At 37.3% G+C, this 13,430-nt stretch carries 16 protein-coding genes; 3 read left to right on the top strand and 13 right to left on the bottom strand.

Annotated features, from left to right (window positions below; genetic code table 11):
* Positions 1-12 precede the first annotated feature (12 nt).
* The 12 genes from resA to RE409_RS18215 all read right to left on the bottom strand — a co-directional run bounded on the left by resA (position 13) and on the right by RE409_RS18215 (position 10,596).
* Entirely contained in the window at positions 13-543 is a 531-nt protein-coding gene (gene resA / locus RE409_RS18160) for a thiol-disulfide oxidoreductase ResA (RefSeq protein WP_056525144.1), read from the bottom strand.
* Between the two features lie 210 nt (positions 544-753).
* A complete protein-coding gene (gene rluB / locus RE409_RS18165) occupies positions 754-1,494 on the bottom strand; it encodes a 23S rRNA pseudouridine(2605) synthase RluB (RefSeq protein ID WP_053346825.1) in 741 nt (246 codons plus the stop codon).
* A gap of 318 nt (positions 1,495-1,812) precedes the next feature.
* A complete protein-coding gene (locus tag RE409_RS18170; RefSeq protein WP_397443436.1) occupies positions 1,813-2,340 on the bottom strand; it encodes a spore maturation protein in 528 nt (175 codons plus the stop codon).
* A 13-nt stretch (positions 2,341-2,353) separates the two neighbouring features.
* Entirely contained in the window at positions 2,354-2,947 is a 594-nt protein-coding gene (locus RE409_RS18175) for a nucleoside recognition domain-containing protein (protein ID WP_201185673.1), read from the bottom strand.
* Complete coding sequence (locus RE409_RS18180; protein WP_057217421.1) at positions 2,940-4,100, bottom strand: D-alanyl-D-alanine carboxypeptidase family protein; 1,161 nt, start codon at positions 4,098-4,100, stop codon at positions 2,940-2,942. Before RE409_RS18180 ends, RE409_RS18175 begins: the two co-directional genes overlap by 8 nt.
* A 320-nt stretch (positions 4,101-4,420) precedes the next feature.
* The gene (locus RE409_RS18185; RefSeq protein ID WP_201223750.1) at positions 4,421-6,067 is read right to left on the bottom strand and encodes an FAD-dependent oxidoreductase; all 1,647 of its coding nucleotides are present in this window, start codon (positions 6,065-6,067) and stop codon (positions 4,421-4,423) included.
* A 174-nt stretch (positions 6,068-6,241) separates the two neighbouring features.
* On the bottom strand, positions 6,242-6,805 hold the full coding sequence (ahpC, locus tag RE409_RS18190; protein WP_053346830.1) for an alkyl hydroperoxide reductase subunit C: 564 nt from the start codon (positions 6,803-6,805) through the stop codon (positions 6,242-6,244).
* Between the two features lie 463 nt (positions 6,806-7,268).
* Positions 7,269-8,156 (bottom strand): superoxide dismutase, encoded by an 888-nt coding sequence (locus tag RE409_RS18195; RefSeq protein WP_201185678.1) that lies wholly within the window; start codon positions 8,154-8,156, stop codon positions 7,269-7,271.
* A 121-nt stretch (positions 8,157-8,277) separates the two neighbouring features.
* Positions 8,278-8,766, bottom strand: coding sequence for a YpuI family protein (locus RE409_RS18200; RefSeq protein ID WP_053346832.1), 489 nt, complete (start codon positions 8,764-8,766; stop codon positions 8,278-8,280).
* A gap of 22 nt (positions 8,767-8,788) precedes the next feature.
* A complete protein-coding gene (locus tag RE409_RS18205) occupies positions 8,789-9,205 on the bottom strand; it encodes a hypothetical protein (RefSeq protein WP_201223749.1) in 417 nt (138 codons plus the stop codon).
* A gap of 55 nt (positions 9,206-9,260) precedes the next feature.
* A complete protein-coding gene (gene scpB, locus RE409_RS18210; RefSeq protein ID WP_053346834.1) occupies positions 9,261-9,842 on the bottom strand; it encodes an SMC-Scp complex subunit ScpB in 582 nt (193 codons plus the stop codon).
* Entirely contained in the window at positions 9,829-10,596 is a 768-nt protein-coding gene (locus tag RE409_RS18215; RefSeq protein WP_056525164.1) for a segregation/condensation protein A, read from the bottom strand. Before RE409_RS18215 ends, scpB begins: the two co-directional genes overlap by 14 nt.
* Before the next feature lie 216 nt (positions 10,597-10,812).
* Here RE409_RS18215 and RE409_RS18220 point away from each other — a divergent pair, with 216 nt between their 5' ends.
* Together RE409_RS18220 and RE409_RS18225 are read left to right on the top strand one after the other, a co-directional pair.
* Entirely contained in the window at positions 10,813-10,896 is an 84-nt protein-coding gene (locus RE409_RS18220) for a YjcZ family sporulation protein (protein WP_083450810.1), read from the top strand.
* Positions 10,897-11,049: 153 nt separating this feature from the next.
* Positions 11,050-11,595 (top strand): DUF309 domain-containing protein, encoded by a 546-nt coding sequence (locus RE409_RS18225; RefSeq protein ID WP_309557873.1) that lies wholly within the window; start codon positions 11,050-11,052, stop codon positions 11,593-11,595.
* Between the two features lie 29 nt (positions 11,596-11,624).
* Here the strand turns inward: RE409_RS18225 and RE409_RS18230 are convergent, their stop codons facing one another.
* Positions 11,625-11,969: a GNAT family N-acetyltransferase gene (locus RE409_RS18230; protein WP_201185680.1), complete on the bottom strand. Its 345-nt coding sequence runs from the start codon at positions 11,967-11,969 to the stop codon at positions 11,625-11,627.
* 586 nt (positions 11,970-12,555) lie between these two features.
* On the opposite strand from RE409_RS18230, the gene RE409_RS18235 reads away from it, so the two are divergent.
* Positions 12,556-13,425 carry a DUF1002 domain-containing protein gene (locus RE409_RS18235; RefSeq protein ID WP_397443367.1) on the top strand — a complete coding sequence of 290 codons (870 nt, stop codon included), beginning with the start codon at positions 12,556-12,558 and terminating at the stop codon, positions 13,423-13,425.
* Positions 13,426-13,430: the final 5 nt, after the last annotated feature.

The following is a 13,430-nucleotide window of genomic DNA, read 5'->3' on the forward strand; positions in this document are numbered from 1 at the left end:
AACTCCCCAATATTATGGTTTAATTCTCTCCATATGCTTTTGGATGCTCTCTTCTGTCAAAGCTCCGGTAATGATATCTACCACTTCTCCCTCTTTATCAATCAAAAAGGTGACCGGCAAAATATCCACGCGATATGCATTCTCTACTTTACTACCATTATCGATCATGACAGGAAAGGTAAGATTATGTTTTGCAATAAAATTGTTGACAGCATAGTCAGATTCCCCAACATTCACGGCTAATATCTCAACGCCCTGGTCTTTGTAGTTTTTATATTGACTTTCCATATAAGGCATTTCATATTCACATGGCTTACAATATGTACCCCAAAAGTTCAAAAAGACACCTTTTCCTTTATAGTCGGACAACTTATGCTCTTTGCCTTCCATATCCGTCAAAACGAAATTAGGTGCATCTGATCCTTTTCGAAGACTTTCATTCTTTTCTTTAGTGAAGTTTGTATAAAGGGCAAACACTAAAGCTGCACCTAACAGCAGAAGAATGATGGTTCTGCTAACTAGGCGTCGCTTTTTTTTATCCATAGAAATCCTCCTAAGGCAACACTAAAATTTAACCATACCATCATACCATTTAACACTATGTCCATATTTTTTACATTTCCGAAGGTTTTGTGACACTCTTTTCCGATTTAGGAAAGAAAGGGTATTTACAGGTTGTTTTCCACCACCTATCCCTCTAGTTAGAAGAATGGGGTAGTGGTTTCAACCTATTAATACGGGATAACTTCTTTCTTACATTCTCCGTTGTTTAGGCTCGGTTGTTGCTAAAGTTCGCATTAATTTGACTTCATGTGGAGTCAATTCACGGGAGTCACCAGCAGTTAAACCTGCTAAAGTTAAAAAGCCATATTGTTCCCGCTTCAATTTAATTACAGGATGACCAATTGCTTCAAACATCCGGCGGACTTGTCGATTTCTTCCTTCGTGTATAGTGATTTCCACAATAGCCGTTTGCTTTTTTTTGTCGGTTGACAGAACCCTAGTCTTAGCTGGAGCTGTCTTACCGTCCTCCAATTTGATTCCCTTTTCTAACTTTTTCAAGCTTTCACGTAATGGCATTCCTTTCACTTTTGCCACATACACTTTATCTACTTCATGTTTCGGATGCATTAACGTGTTTGCAAACTCACCATCATTCGTTAAAAGCAATAAACCAGAAGTATCATAATCCAGGCGGCCAACTGGGTAAATCCGTTCACTAATGTAAGGGAAATAGTCCGTTACAACTTTTCTATTCTTGTCATCCGAAACTGCAGATATAACACCACGCGGTTTATAAAATAAGAAATAAACCGGAGCTTCTTTTTCAAGTGGGACTTCATTAACCTGAACCTTGTCATTAGGACCGACCTTCACACCCAATTCCTTCACTACTTTGCCGTTCACTTTTACCTTACCTTCTAAAATCAACTCTTCTGCCTTACGACGGGAAGCCAGTCCAGCATGAGCTATCACCTTTTGTAATCGTTCCATCTATCTTCACCCCATAGTATAATCATTCGTTTGTTATTGTCTATACATACACAATCATACAATTATTACATATAGAGAGGCAAAAACAAAAGGTTTTTCGTGATTAAGAGCTTATCTTTTATTATTACACCAATTATACAGACGGTTAAATGGGTTGGTTTCCATAATGAGTGTAACATAGCTTATTTTTCCATACAAAAAAATGTATCTTTTGATGAAGGTTTGATTTTAATAAAAAATACTTGTTGGCCTTTTGAAAAAAAACAGTTTACGTATAAGGACAAAAAAAAGAAATGGAATGATCCATTTCCGTGACTTTTATTTCATTCCGAATACGAGAGTTACAACGACAACAGCAGCTACAATTCCGATTAGATCCGCTAATAGACCAACCTTGAGCGCATCACCCATTTTCTTGATTCCCACAGCTCCAAAATAAACGGTCAAAACATAGAATGTGGTATCTGTGCTACCCTGAATGGTGGCAGCTAAGCGCCCAACGAAGGAATCCGGCCCATAAACTGAAATTAAGTCACTGGTCATTCCTAAAGCTGCCGTACCTGATATCGGGCGGATTATCGCAAGTGGTAAAACCTCTGCTGGAAAATGAAGCAGGGCAAGCAATGGATTTAATAAATGTACAATAAAATCCAGTGCCCCCGATGCCCTAAATACGGAAATGGCCACAAGCATTCCTACTAAGAAAGGTATAAGGGAAAAGGACATGCTAATTCCTTCCTTCCCCCCCTCGACGAAGGTCTCATAGGTAGGAACTTTTTTCAATGTCCCGTAAAGTAATATTGTTAGAATCAAAAGCGGTATCATCCAAATTGAAATGGTGGTCATCCAGTGCAACATCCTATTCCCTCCCGTTCCTTTTTCTCCTGTAATAAAAATATCGATCAATCGCAATCCCTCCAACCGCTGAAATGGCCGTGGCGATAATAGTAGGAAATACGATATCTGTCGGGGAGTGAGCATCATAATTCATTCGAATCGCAATGACAGTCGTTGGAATAAGTGTAACGCTTGATGTGTTTATCGCTAAAAAGGTGACCATCGAGCGGCTGACCGTTGCTTTTCCTCCATTAAGTTTCTTTAACTGCTCCATGGCTTTAATACCAAGAGGCGTGGCTGCATTCCCCAGTCCAAATGTGTTTGCCATCATATTCGATAATATATATCCCATTGCTGGATGATTGGGTGGGACCTCTGGGAATAGCCACCTCATAAATGGTCTGAACAAGTTGGAAAACTTATCGAGCAGTCCGGATTCTTCCGCTATTTTCATTAACCCCAGCCAAAAAACCAAAATACTCATCAACCCTAGACAAAGGGTGACTGCTTCCTTAGCACTGACAAAAAGAGCTTCATTCACTTGATCCATCGTTCCATTTATCATCCCAAATACGATGCCGATCACGGTCATTCCAACCCAAATATAATTAACCATTGCTTTTGATTCCTAATACTGCTTCAAATAGCTCAGCCCAGGTAGATTGAAAGGATTGATGCTTGAAGCTTTCTTTTGTTTCACCATAAAAAATTGAACGTGAACCGATTTTTTTTCCATCGAGATAGATAGAAGCTTTGCCAATTACTTCAGGAATTTTTCGTTTATCTTTCCAAGCCTTCTGTGGTTTCAACAATTTCATTTTCACATTGACCAGTTTTCTTTCTTCTTTCGTGAGTGGATACGAAAAATCGTTTTTAATATATACATGGCCTCTATACGTTTTATTTTTCATATCTTTTACCAAGCCCTCAGGTAAAATTTCAGTTGGCTTATATTCTTTAAAAGCGGATTCATACATTTGAATATGATCATTCCAATCGTCGGGACCATTCAATGTTACAGCTATTAGATCATGTTGGTTTTTTGTAGCCGTCGTGACCAGGGTACGCTTTGCCAGTTTGGTAAACCCTGTTTTCCCCCCTGTACAATACTCATATAATTGTGTCAAAAGTCGATTTTTGTTCTTCCAGACATAATCCCATTGTTCTGTTGAATTAGGTGCTCGGTGCACCTTAGTACCGGCAATCTTTGCATACGTTTTATTTTGCATAGCATAACGAGTCAGTAAAGCCATATCATATGCTGTTGAATAATGGTTATTCGTATTATCCAAACCATGCGGATTTGAGAAATTAGTATTCTTCATACCGATTTCCTCTGCCTTTTGATTCATCATCCAGACGAAGCCATCAAGGCTCCCGCCCACCTTTTCGCTGATTGCGACTGCCGCATCATTCCCCGAACGTAACATCAATCCATAAACCAAATCTTCAAGCTTAATCTTTTCTCCTTCTTTCAAATAAAGGGAAGAACCCTCAGTCCCGAAGGCATTACTACTAATCTTTACTGTTTCCCCCATTTTTCCCGATTCAATAGCCAGTATAGCCGTCATGATTTTCGTGATGCTGGCAATACGGTTTTTTTCATGAGCATTCACCTCATAAATGACCCTTCCGCTTTCCTCATCCATTAATATCGCGCTGTGGGCACTAACGGCTACGTTAGCATTAGCGCTTTGTACCGGTGCTAGAAAAGACAAAAGGAGAATGATAATAAACAAACCTGATAACCCTTTATATAGAAAACGCATGAGTGCCCCCTCGTCTCTTAACTTGTTTTTGTACAAGTTTATGCAAAGGGACAAGGGTTATGAATAAAAAGAATGTGAATATCTATAAGATCCTAGGATTTAAAAGGGCTTTTTCATATAAAACTTTAAATGACATTATACAAATTTACCCATGTACTAGAACATATCAAGATAAATCCAAATGCTCCTCCCACTATTGAGGAGTATGAAAGGAGAATCATTTTAAATTTTAGGTAGAGTGAATTTCGGATCCATGTTTGAACCCAAAAAAAAAATCGATAAGGGGACATGAGATGTCCCCCTATCGATTTAGCGTTCTATCATACTAACAATGCAGCGATTTCATCAATTTTCTTTGCACCGAATACTACTTCTTCATCATTGATGATCATAGCCGGCACGCTCATTACTTTATATTTTTTCTTGATTTCCTGGAAATTACTTATATCGACCATTTCAGCTTCAACGTTAGGGTTTTCAATAGCAATACGCTGTGCACCCACTACAACGTCTGGGCAGTAGTGACATGCCAATGATACCATAACTTTAATGTTCGCTTTTTTACTGATTGATTTAATCGAATTTAAAACAACTGAATCCAACGCTTGACCAGGTCCAGCTAGGTTATAAATAGCTAAAATGAAGGAATTCAACTCATGACCGCCTGGTACACCATGGTATTTGACACCACTGTATTCACCTCTCGAATTTATTAGAGAGACAACTGGGAACTTATCAGCATTGATTTTTTCTTCGATTTCCTTATTTTCACCTTTGTTATATAACTCAAGATGAAGTTTGTCACCTAATTCAGCAACATCCAACAAGAAATCACGCAATTCGACTGATTTTGGCAAACTTTCGTCTACAATAGATACCAACGTTACATCGCTTTCCATCTTGCCGAAGATTCCCTTTAATTGACCGCGTAGTGCGTCACTTAATAGAGGGCTCTTCCCTGCTGGAACAGCAGCCTGTTCTTTTTTCTCAGGTTTTTCAACAGCAGGCTCATCTTTAATACCTAAGCGATCTTTTTCTTCAGCAATGTATTTACCTGCATCCGTTGCTGCAATCGCTCCGTCAGAAACAGCGGTAATAATCTGACGCAAGGATTTTGGTCTTAAGTCGCCAGCTGCATATACACCTTTCACATTCGTTTTCATATCATCATCTGTGAGAATGTAACCAGCACTGTCCATTTCGATATGGCCGTTGAAAATCTCTGTTTTCGGTTCGTAACCAATGAATACGAATACTCCAAACGTACTGTCTTCTTTCTTCGCTTCATACTCAAACTCTTCCTTGGTAACGTTATTGATGAAGCGGGCACTTTGAATCATTCCATCCCCATATACCCCAAGGATTTCTGTATTGAATTTCACTTCAATCTTATCATTTGCCATTACTTTATCAACAATAGAAGGAGCACATGAGAAGCTTGATTCCCTGGCAATGATTGTGACTTTTGTAGCAAAACGAGTCAGGAAGATAGCTTCTTCAGCTGCTGCATATCCTGCCCCAATTACGAAAACTTCCAACCCTTCAAAAAATTCGCCATCACAGGTTGAACAATAAGCTACTCCACGACCAGTAAATTCTTCTTCCCCTGGGAATCCAAGTGTTCTTGGAGAGGCGCCAGTTGCAATTATTACAGCGCGCGCATGGTAATCCCCACTAAGCGTTTTAACGACCTTTACCTCACCAGAGAAATCCACTCCTGTTACATCAGCTTTGGCAAACTCCACTCCAAAATCTTCATTTTGAAGTTTCATTTCTTCAACTAACCTTGGGCCTGAAATATGACGAATACCAGGATAGTTTGCAATTTCTGATGTTGTTGCAGCTTGTCCGCCACCTGTACCCTTTTCAAGAATTATTGTTTTAATTTTAGCTCTACCTGCATATACACCCGCAGAAAGACCTGCAGGACCACCACCAATAATTATTAAATCATGTATTTTTTCCATAGTTGTTCTCCTTGCTGAATAATAATACTTACTAAAAAACAGTTTATTTTGAATAACAAAAGGCACTTATTTTAGGTAAGTGCCTTTTGTCATTAGAATCTTGTCAAACGAATTGTCTTCGTAATCAATGTGTAGATAGTGTCCAGTAACGAATTGGATTATATCCTCAAAAGATTAAAGTTTACCTACTAGATCTAAGCTTGGTTCAAGAGTAGCTTCACCTGGAGTCCATTTAGCAGGGCAAACTTTATCACCATGTTCTGCTACAAATTGTGCAGCTTGAACTTTTCTCACAAGTTCTTCAGCATTACGACCGATTCCTAAATCATTCACTTCGTATGCTTTAATTTGTCCTTCTGGGTTTACGATGAAAGTTCCACGTAGAGCTAAACCATCTTCTTCGATTAATACACCGAATTGACGAGATAAAACATTTGCTGGGTCAGCTAACATTGGATATTGAATTTTACCGATTGTATCAGTAGCATCAGCCCATCCTTTGTGGCTGAAATGAGTATCTGTTGAAACTGAGTAAACTTCACAACCAATTTCTTTGAATGTTTCATAGTTGTCTTGAAGATCAGCTAATTCTGTTGGACATACAAATGAAAAGTCAGCTGGGTAGAAGAAGAATACTGCCCATTTTCCTTTAACATCATCTAATGTTACTTCCTTGAATTCTCCTGCATGGTAAGCTTGTACTTTAAAATCTTCAACTTGTTTATTAATCAATGACATAATAAATTCCTCCAATAGATATATTTTTTAATCTGCTCCTATTTATAATAATTATTAAATAGAAACTAGTCAATAAATATACCTTAATAATTTTTAAGTTCACAAATTAGTCACAGTTTTTATATTGATATACATTAAACAATTTATAAACCGCATTGTACTTTAAAATAGCGTATTTAACACATCTTCAATGTTATATCAAGGTTAAAAATAACAACTATCCTAATTATTTCGAAAGATGATATTGTCTCCTTTTCAATAAAATAATAAATTCCAAATGAGAATCAATTGTCGATTTCATCCATACAATTTACTTCATCCTTCATATACTTCCCACATTATTCCTAATTAACCCCAAAAAACTAATCTGTACTGTCCTTTTAAACGAAAAAATGCCGAACCATAATGGCTCGGCCCTTCAACTCAAAACAATTCGTTTTTGGTAGAACATATATTTTATCCCTTATTGTTGTTTCCAAGTAAGCTTTTTCGCTTCGGTAAACCGTAATGCTGTTTGGGGCCAGTTTACAACGTCCCACCATTTATCCACATAAGAAGCTCTATTATTTTTATATTGTAAGTAATATGCATGTTCCCACACATCTAATACAAGTACTGGAATCGTATCCCATTGTGTTAAAATCATATGCAACTCTGATTGAAGAATTTCTAGTTTACGCGCACGTGGCACCCAGACTAAAATCGCCCAGCCAACACCTTCAACCTGTTTAGCTGCTTCACTAAAGTGATTTTTAAATGCTGCGAAACTTCCAAAATCCTTCTCAATCTGTTTAAGTAAGTCTCCCTTTGGCTGGCCGCCGCCTCTTGGAATCATCCCTTCCCAAAATATTGTATGCAAATAATGCCCGGATCCATGAAAGGCTGCTTCCTTTTCCCAATGTTTCAACAATGAATAATCCTTCGTCTCCCTGGCATTTTTCATCATTAATTCTGCTTTATTCAGACCATCTACATAAGTTTGGTGATGCTTATCATGGTGAAGGTACATGATTTCCTCTGAAATCGTCGGTTCCAACGCATTATAGGCATAAGGTAGCGGCGGAAGCGTATGTTTTCCAATTGGTACAGATTGAGATTGAGTTTGTCTTTGCTGAGTACCGAGATCTCTAGCTATCTCTTCAATTTCTTCGTAGACCCGAGCCATCTCTTCTTCAATCAAGACCATATTCTCATAATCTATTTCCTCTGCAACGAGATCATTAGTCCATTGGGAAAGCCTTTCAATGTTTGCCAACACTGTCGAATCGGTGATATCTATTCTCTCAAGGTATGCCATTATTTCATCAATCCAATCACTTACCTCTTTTGCATACTGTCTTACATCAGACATCTTTCAACCCCCCTGTAACCTACTTACACATAAATCATCAGAGTATTTTATGTTACGAATAAGCGAAGATTCCATTTATAAACAAAAAAAACAACAAGGCCTATTAAGCCTCGCTGTTTCTTTATCTTGACTGTAACATTTTCGTCCGGTAATCCGTTTCATAATACTCTAATTCTTCTCGCATGGTCTGAAATCCACTTTCTACAGATTTCAAAATAGATATAATGCTATCCGGTACACCTTGATGAAATTTAATCGAGTTTTTTCCCGTATAGGCAGATCGGCTGTCTTCAAACCAACGGTCCGATTTTGGGGAAAAATATTCTTCTATACATTGATGATACACTCTATATAGCGTCTTTTCAGCTGCAGCTTTATTAAAAACTTCATTTTTAAGGACGATTTGGCAAGCTTCTAAACCCTCTTCACAACTTACAAGCATTCTTCTTAAACTAGAGAGGATTCCTTTATAATAACTTTCTTCCCCGCTTTTTTCCTGTTGAAGCTTAGAATAGGTCGTCTCATTTATAAACTCTTCTAACTGAGCTACTGTCGTTTCTAAAAAGCTTTTTACATCCTCAAGCTGAGATTTTACCAATGTATTCCCCAACCGTGAACCCTCCTCAAAATGATTATGAAAGAATATTAAAATCTACATTTGATTTAATATCATATGGTTTAGCTTGGTCAATAGATATAAACACTTTCTCCAATTTTCCAAAATTTATATTTTCGAAATAACCAGCTAACTCTTTTTCTGAATTAATATATAAACGTTTTCGGCTAGCCAAATTCGGGTCTTTGAAAAGGCAAACCATTGCAATGATATCAGCCATATAAATATCTCGGTCGAAACTTTTGAATAAAGGATTGGTGGAATATGGAGTCCACCGAGCGACCATCTCATCAAAATAACGAAGATACAGCACATTCAGTGTCTTTTCTTCTCCATCCTTTATGTATTCTATAACGGATCGGTTAAAAAATTCCTCCGGAGAATTGGACTTTTCTTTTTCAAGTCCAAATCCATTGCATGCTACAATTCGCACCCGAAATCCCCCCGTATTCAGTTTTTTCTATATTATCACAATTTAAAGAAAAATGTTATTCGATTGTTTGTTGAAATTTCTCAAAAAACAAATCTGCTTCACCATTTTCGAAGCTTTCTTCTGAATTATCGGAGAGTGGCGGTAATTCTTTAATTGAGTTTAGACCGAAATAATCCAAAAACTCTTTCGTTGTCCCATATAAATAAGCCCGACCAGACCCCTCAGCACGTCCGACCTCTTTTATTAACACTTTAGTGACAAGTGTATGAATCGGCCGTTCCGTTTTGACACCGCGAATTTCATCAATCTCAGCTCTCGTAATTGGCTGCTTATACGCGATGATTGCGAGTGTTTCCAAAGCAGCCTGTGATAAACCTTGAGTACTTGAAGTTTCTACAAGTTTTTTTAAATAATCCGAGTGTTCTTTTTTTGTAGTCATTTGAAACACACCTGCTATTTCAATCACTTGAACCCCTCGTACATCCGATATATATTCTTCCTTTAAGCTTTCAATGATGTCTGTTGCTTGATATTCTGTAATTTCTAGGACAGAGGCAATTTGTTTGACTGAGAGGCCTTCATCTCCAGCAGCAAACAATAATGCCTCAAGAATCCCCTTCCAATTAATAACTTCCAACTGGTTCTACACCTTCCTTAGCTGCAATCATAATTTCCGAAAAATTATCTTCTTGTTCAACGATTATTTCATTTTGTTTCATTAGTTCCAATACCGCCATAAAAGTAATGACGATATGCTCCTTAACCGGTTGTGAAAAGAGCTCAAAAAAGCTTTTTTTCCCTTTAAATGATTGTAACTCAATCATGATTTCATCCATGCGTTTTTCAATTGATATCTCTTGTTTCGTCACTTTTGTATATAGGGGCTTTTGAATTTTTTGCCTTCGCAGTAGTTTTTGTAGAGCGCCCAACATATCGTATAGACTGATATTCAACTCTTGTTTTTCATTTTCCGTTTCTTTTACATAAACAGATAAATCACTCGGCGGTTTTGTAAACATCAAGCTTCGTTCTTCTTCCAACCCCTTAAATTCTTCTGCAGCATTTTTATACTTTTTATATTCTAATAGTTTTTCCACAAGCTCGTCCCGTGGATCTTCTTCAAATAGTTCTCCATCTTCATCAATCAATTGTTCATCTTCATGCTTGGGTAGCAACATTTTACTTTTGATAGCAAGTAGTGTCGCAGCCATTACTAAATATTCACTGGCCACATCTAATTCAAGATGCTGCATCGTATGAATATAGCCTAAATATTGCTCTGTGATATCAGCCATTGGAATATCATAGATGTCTATTTCAAGACGGTTTATCAAATGAAGGAGTAAATCCATCGGACCTTCAAAAGCATCAATTTTAATATTATAACCCATAAAAATACCCCATTTAAATCTAATTGGCCAATGTTTGGCCTATTTCTTTTACTAATCAAGTATAGTGGATTACCGACCTTTATCCAATAATAATAATTTGGCACTTAGAAAAGTTCTTAAGAGGGATTTGTGTTTATTGGGTCAGTGCCCAATCACATTTGTAAAATTAACATAACCTAGGAATGTAAGAATACCAGAACAAAGGAGGAACTTATTATGGGTTTTGGGCATGGCGGCGGATTTGCGTTTATTGTAGTATTGTTCATTTTGTTAATTATTGTCGGTGCTTCTTGGTGTTAATTGAAGACTGATGAATCAAGCTGATTGCATAGCAATCAGCTTTCCTTATTTTCCAGGGTGTTTTTTGTGATAAACTAAAGAGAGTAAACACGCCCGGTGTAAAGCTGTTTAAAATGGCTTTTCTACCTTAAATGAACCTACCAAACAAAAGGGGTGCTCATATTGAATTACCCGGAAGACTACCTGTCTTTCCTTGTCCATTTTCATGGCACTAGGGATTACTTTGAATGTCACGAAATTCTTGAAGAATACTGGAAGGATACTGCACCAAAAGAGCGTGACTCGCACTGGGTCGGGCTGATTCAAATTGCAGTTGCCCTATATCACGACCGTAGAGGCAACAAACAAGGTGCTACAAGGACCCTTGCTAAAGCCATTGACAATCTCCGTTCGAAAAAAGTAGAGCTGCAACTGTTTGGCCTCGATCACGAAGAACTGCTTAATTTGCTTCAGAACACCCATGCACGTATGTTGTCTAAAAAACCATATGAAAGCATCAACCTTCCTATAACGGATCAAGAGTTGATTGTACAATGCCAAGCCATATGCAGTCAGGAAGGATACGTATGGTGCACAGATAGCGACATGGCTAATTTATCATTAATAGACAAGCATCTAAAGCGTGACCGTTCAGATGTTATTTCAGAAAGAGCTCGACAACTATCCCTCCGAAGAGCAAGAATAGAGGACCACTCTTAAGAGTGGTCCTCTATTCTTGCTCTCATGATCTAAGCTTCTTCACATTTGTCTAGGAAGCTTTCCGTATATTCATTTGCTTTTATTTCTTTGTCAGGATATTGCTCCTTTAGAGCCCTGACCATTGCTTTACCGATACCTTGCTTTCGAAAAGATGGATTTACAGATATATGTAGAATCTCAATGTGATTTGGAGAGACTTCTATTCCGATCAAGCCTATAATCTCTTCATCTTTCCATAAGAACAACTGTAGATTTTCATCTGTTTCGTAATTCTTCATCGTATTCCGAAGCACTTTTATCTCTTTTTCATTTGGCATGAAAGATAATAATCCCATGGCAAACTTCTCATAACTTTTCTTATACTTAATCAACATAATATCCCTCGTTACTAAATAACGTTTTTATTATCTACCTGTTTCTAATTAATTCGCTTTGAATAATAATCCCCACTTATAACATTTCCATCATACATAAAATTTTCTTTTGTTTCAACATCACTTTCAGCACTTGATTTATAGATCTCCTATGTGCTACGCGATGAACAGCCAATATACGATTCCCCACATCAAAGCGATAACAAGCATCATAAGTAAAAGAGTTTTATTACTTTTCCTCATCCCATACTCCCTTTATTCAATGGTCTAAATATTTAAATAACGAATTCATTTTACTATAACTTAGCACAATCTGACAAATACCCCTTGCAATCTTGCATTCATTTTACTACATTGATAAAGTAAACTTAGGATTCATAGCATATCTCACAGGTATATTAGACAAGGATACAATCACTTTTCGTCCTTAGTAAGAACATTAGCTATTTTGGACGAAATAAATATTTTTTATTAATCTGTATCTTTTTTACCTTTTGGTTCGTCCAATACTATGAAACTTTTATTTAAAGCGGTGCTCTTTAAATAAAAGAATCCAATTCAGCAGGAAATGTTAAGGAGGATAACAATGAAAAAAATGAAAAAATGGGTCATTGTGACCATTTTATTATGCCTATTATTGCCATATAAAGCCTTTGCGGACGCGGCTGTTGGTGAAATGATCGTCACACTAGGGGAAAATTTGACAAAAGAACAAAAAAGTATGCTATTGTCAGAAATGAAAGCTCCTGATGACGTTGAGGTTTTAACGGTTACCAATGCAGAGGAACATGAATATTTAGGGGATTATATTGCTAGCCGGCTAATTGGCACAAAAGCGATTTCATCCTCTGCTATTACATTAGAAGAAAAAGGTACTGGCATTAAATTGGAGTCGAAAAATATTAACTGGGTTACTGATGAAATGTATATCAATGCTCTGGCGACTGCTGGAGTAAAAGATGCCACCGTCTATGTCACTGCACCGATACCAGTTTCAGGTACAGCTGCTTTAACAGGAGTAATAAAAGCGTATGAGATTTCTTCCGATAAAACAATTCCGGAGGATGTGAAGCAAGCTGCTAATGAAGAAATGGTGAAGACAGCTAAATTGGGCGATGAAATCGGTACAGAGGAAGCCTCTGCACTCGTAACAAAAATCAAAGAAGGAATGGCTGAAAATCCACCGACTACGACTGAAGAAGTCCGTAAGGTTGTCGAATCGTCTGCAAATGAACTGGGAATTGACTTAAATGAAGATCAAAAGCAAAGTTTGATTGATTTATTTAATAAGCTAAAAGAATTGAATATTGATTGGAACGCTGTTGGTGATCAGCTGACAGCAGCAAAAGATAAGCTGTCCAATTTCCTTGGATCCGAAGAAGGACAATCATTTTTAGATAAATTGAAAGAGGTTTTCAATAGTTTAATAGACGCAATCAAATCATTTTTTAACTGATTTAG

The sequence above is a fragment of the Peribacillus sp. R9-11 genome (assembly GCF_031345095.1).
GTDB classification, from domain to species: Bacteria; Bacillota; Bacilli; order Bacillales; family DSM-1321; genus Peribacillus; species Peribacillus butanolivorans.

What these genes read in the sequence shown, in the direction of transcription:
- resA (WP_056525144.1), bottom strand. Translation starts at nt 543, where the DNA reads ATGGATAAAAAAAAGCGACGCCTAGTTAGCAGAACCATCATTCTTCTG.
- rluB (WP_053346825.1), bottom strand. Translation starts at nt 1,494, where the DNA reads ATGGAACGATTACAAAAGGTGATAGCTCATGCTGGACTGGCTTCCCGT.
- RE409_RS18170 (WP_397443436.1), bottom strand. Translation starts at nt 2,340, where the DNA reads ATGACCACCATTTCAATTTGGATGATACCGCTTTTGATTCTAACAATA.
- RE409_RS18175 (WP_201185673.1), bottom strand. Translation starts at nt 2,947, where the DNA reads ATGGTTAATTATATTTGGGTTGGAATGACCGTGATCGGCATCGTATTT.
- RE409_RS18180 (WP_057217421.1), bottom strand. Translation starts at nt 4,100, where the DNA reads ATGCGTTTTCTATATAAAGGGTTATCAGGTTTGTTTATTATCATTCTC.
- RE409_RS18185 (WP_201223750.1), bottom strand. Translation starts at nt 6,067, where the DNA reads ATGGAAAAAATACATGATTTAATAATTATTGGTGGTGGTCCTGCAGGT.
- ahpC (WP_053346830.1), bottom strand. Translation starts at nt 6,805, where the DNA reads ATGTCATTGATTAATAAACAAGTTGAAGATTTTAAAGTACAAGCTTAC.
- RE409_RS18195 (WP_201185678.1), bottom strand. Translation starts at nt 8,156, where the DNA reads ATGTCTGATGTAAGACAGTATGCAAAAGAGGTAAGTGATTGGATTGAT.
- RE409_RS18215 (WP_056525164.1), bottom strand. Translation starts at nt 10,596, where the DNA reads ATGGGTTATAATATTAAAATTGATGCTTTTGAAGGTCCGATGGATTTA.
- RE409_RS18220 (WP_083450810.1), top strand. Translation starts at nt 10,813, where the DNA reads ATGGGTTTTGGGCATGGCGGCGGATTTGCGTTTATTGTAGTATTGTTC.
- RE409_RS18230 (WP_201185680.1), bottom strand. Translation starts at nt 11,969, where the DNA reads ATGTTGATTAAGTATAAGAAAAGTTATGAGAAGTTTGCCATGGGATTA.
- RE409_RS18235 (WP_397443367.1), top strand. Translation starts at nt 12,556, where the DNA reads ATGAAAAAAATGAAAAAATGGGTCATTGTGACCATTTTATTATGCCTA.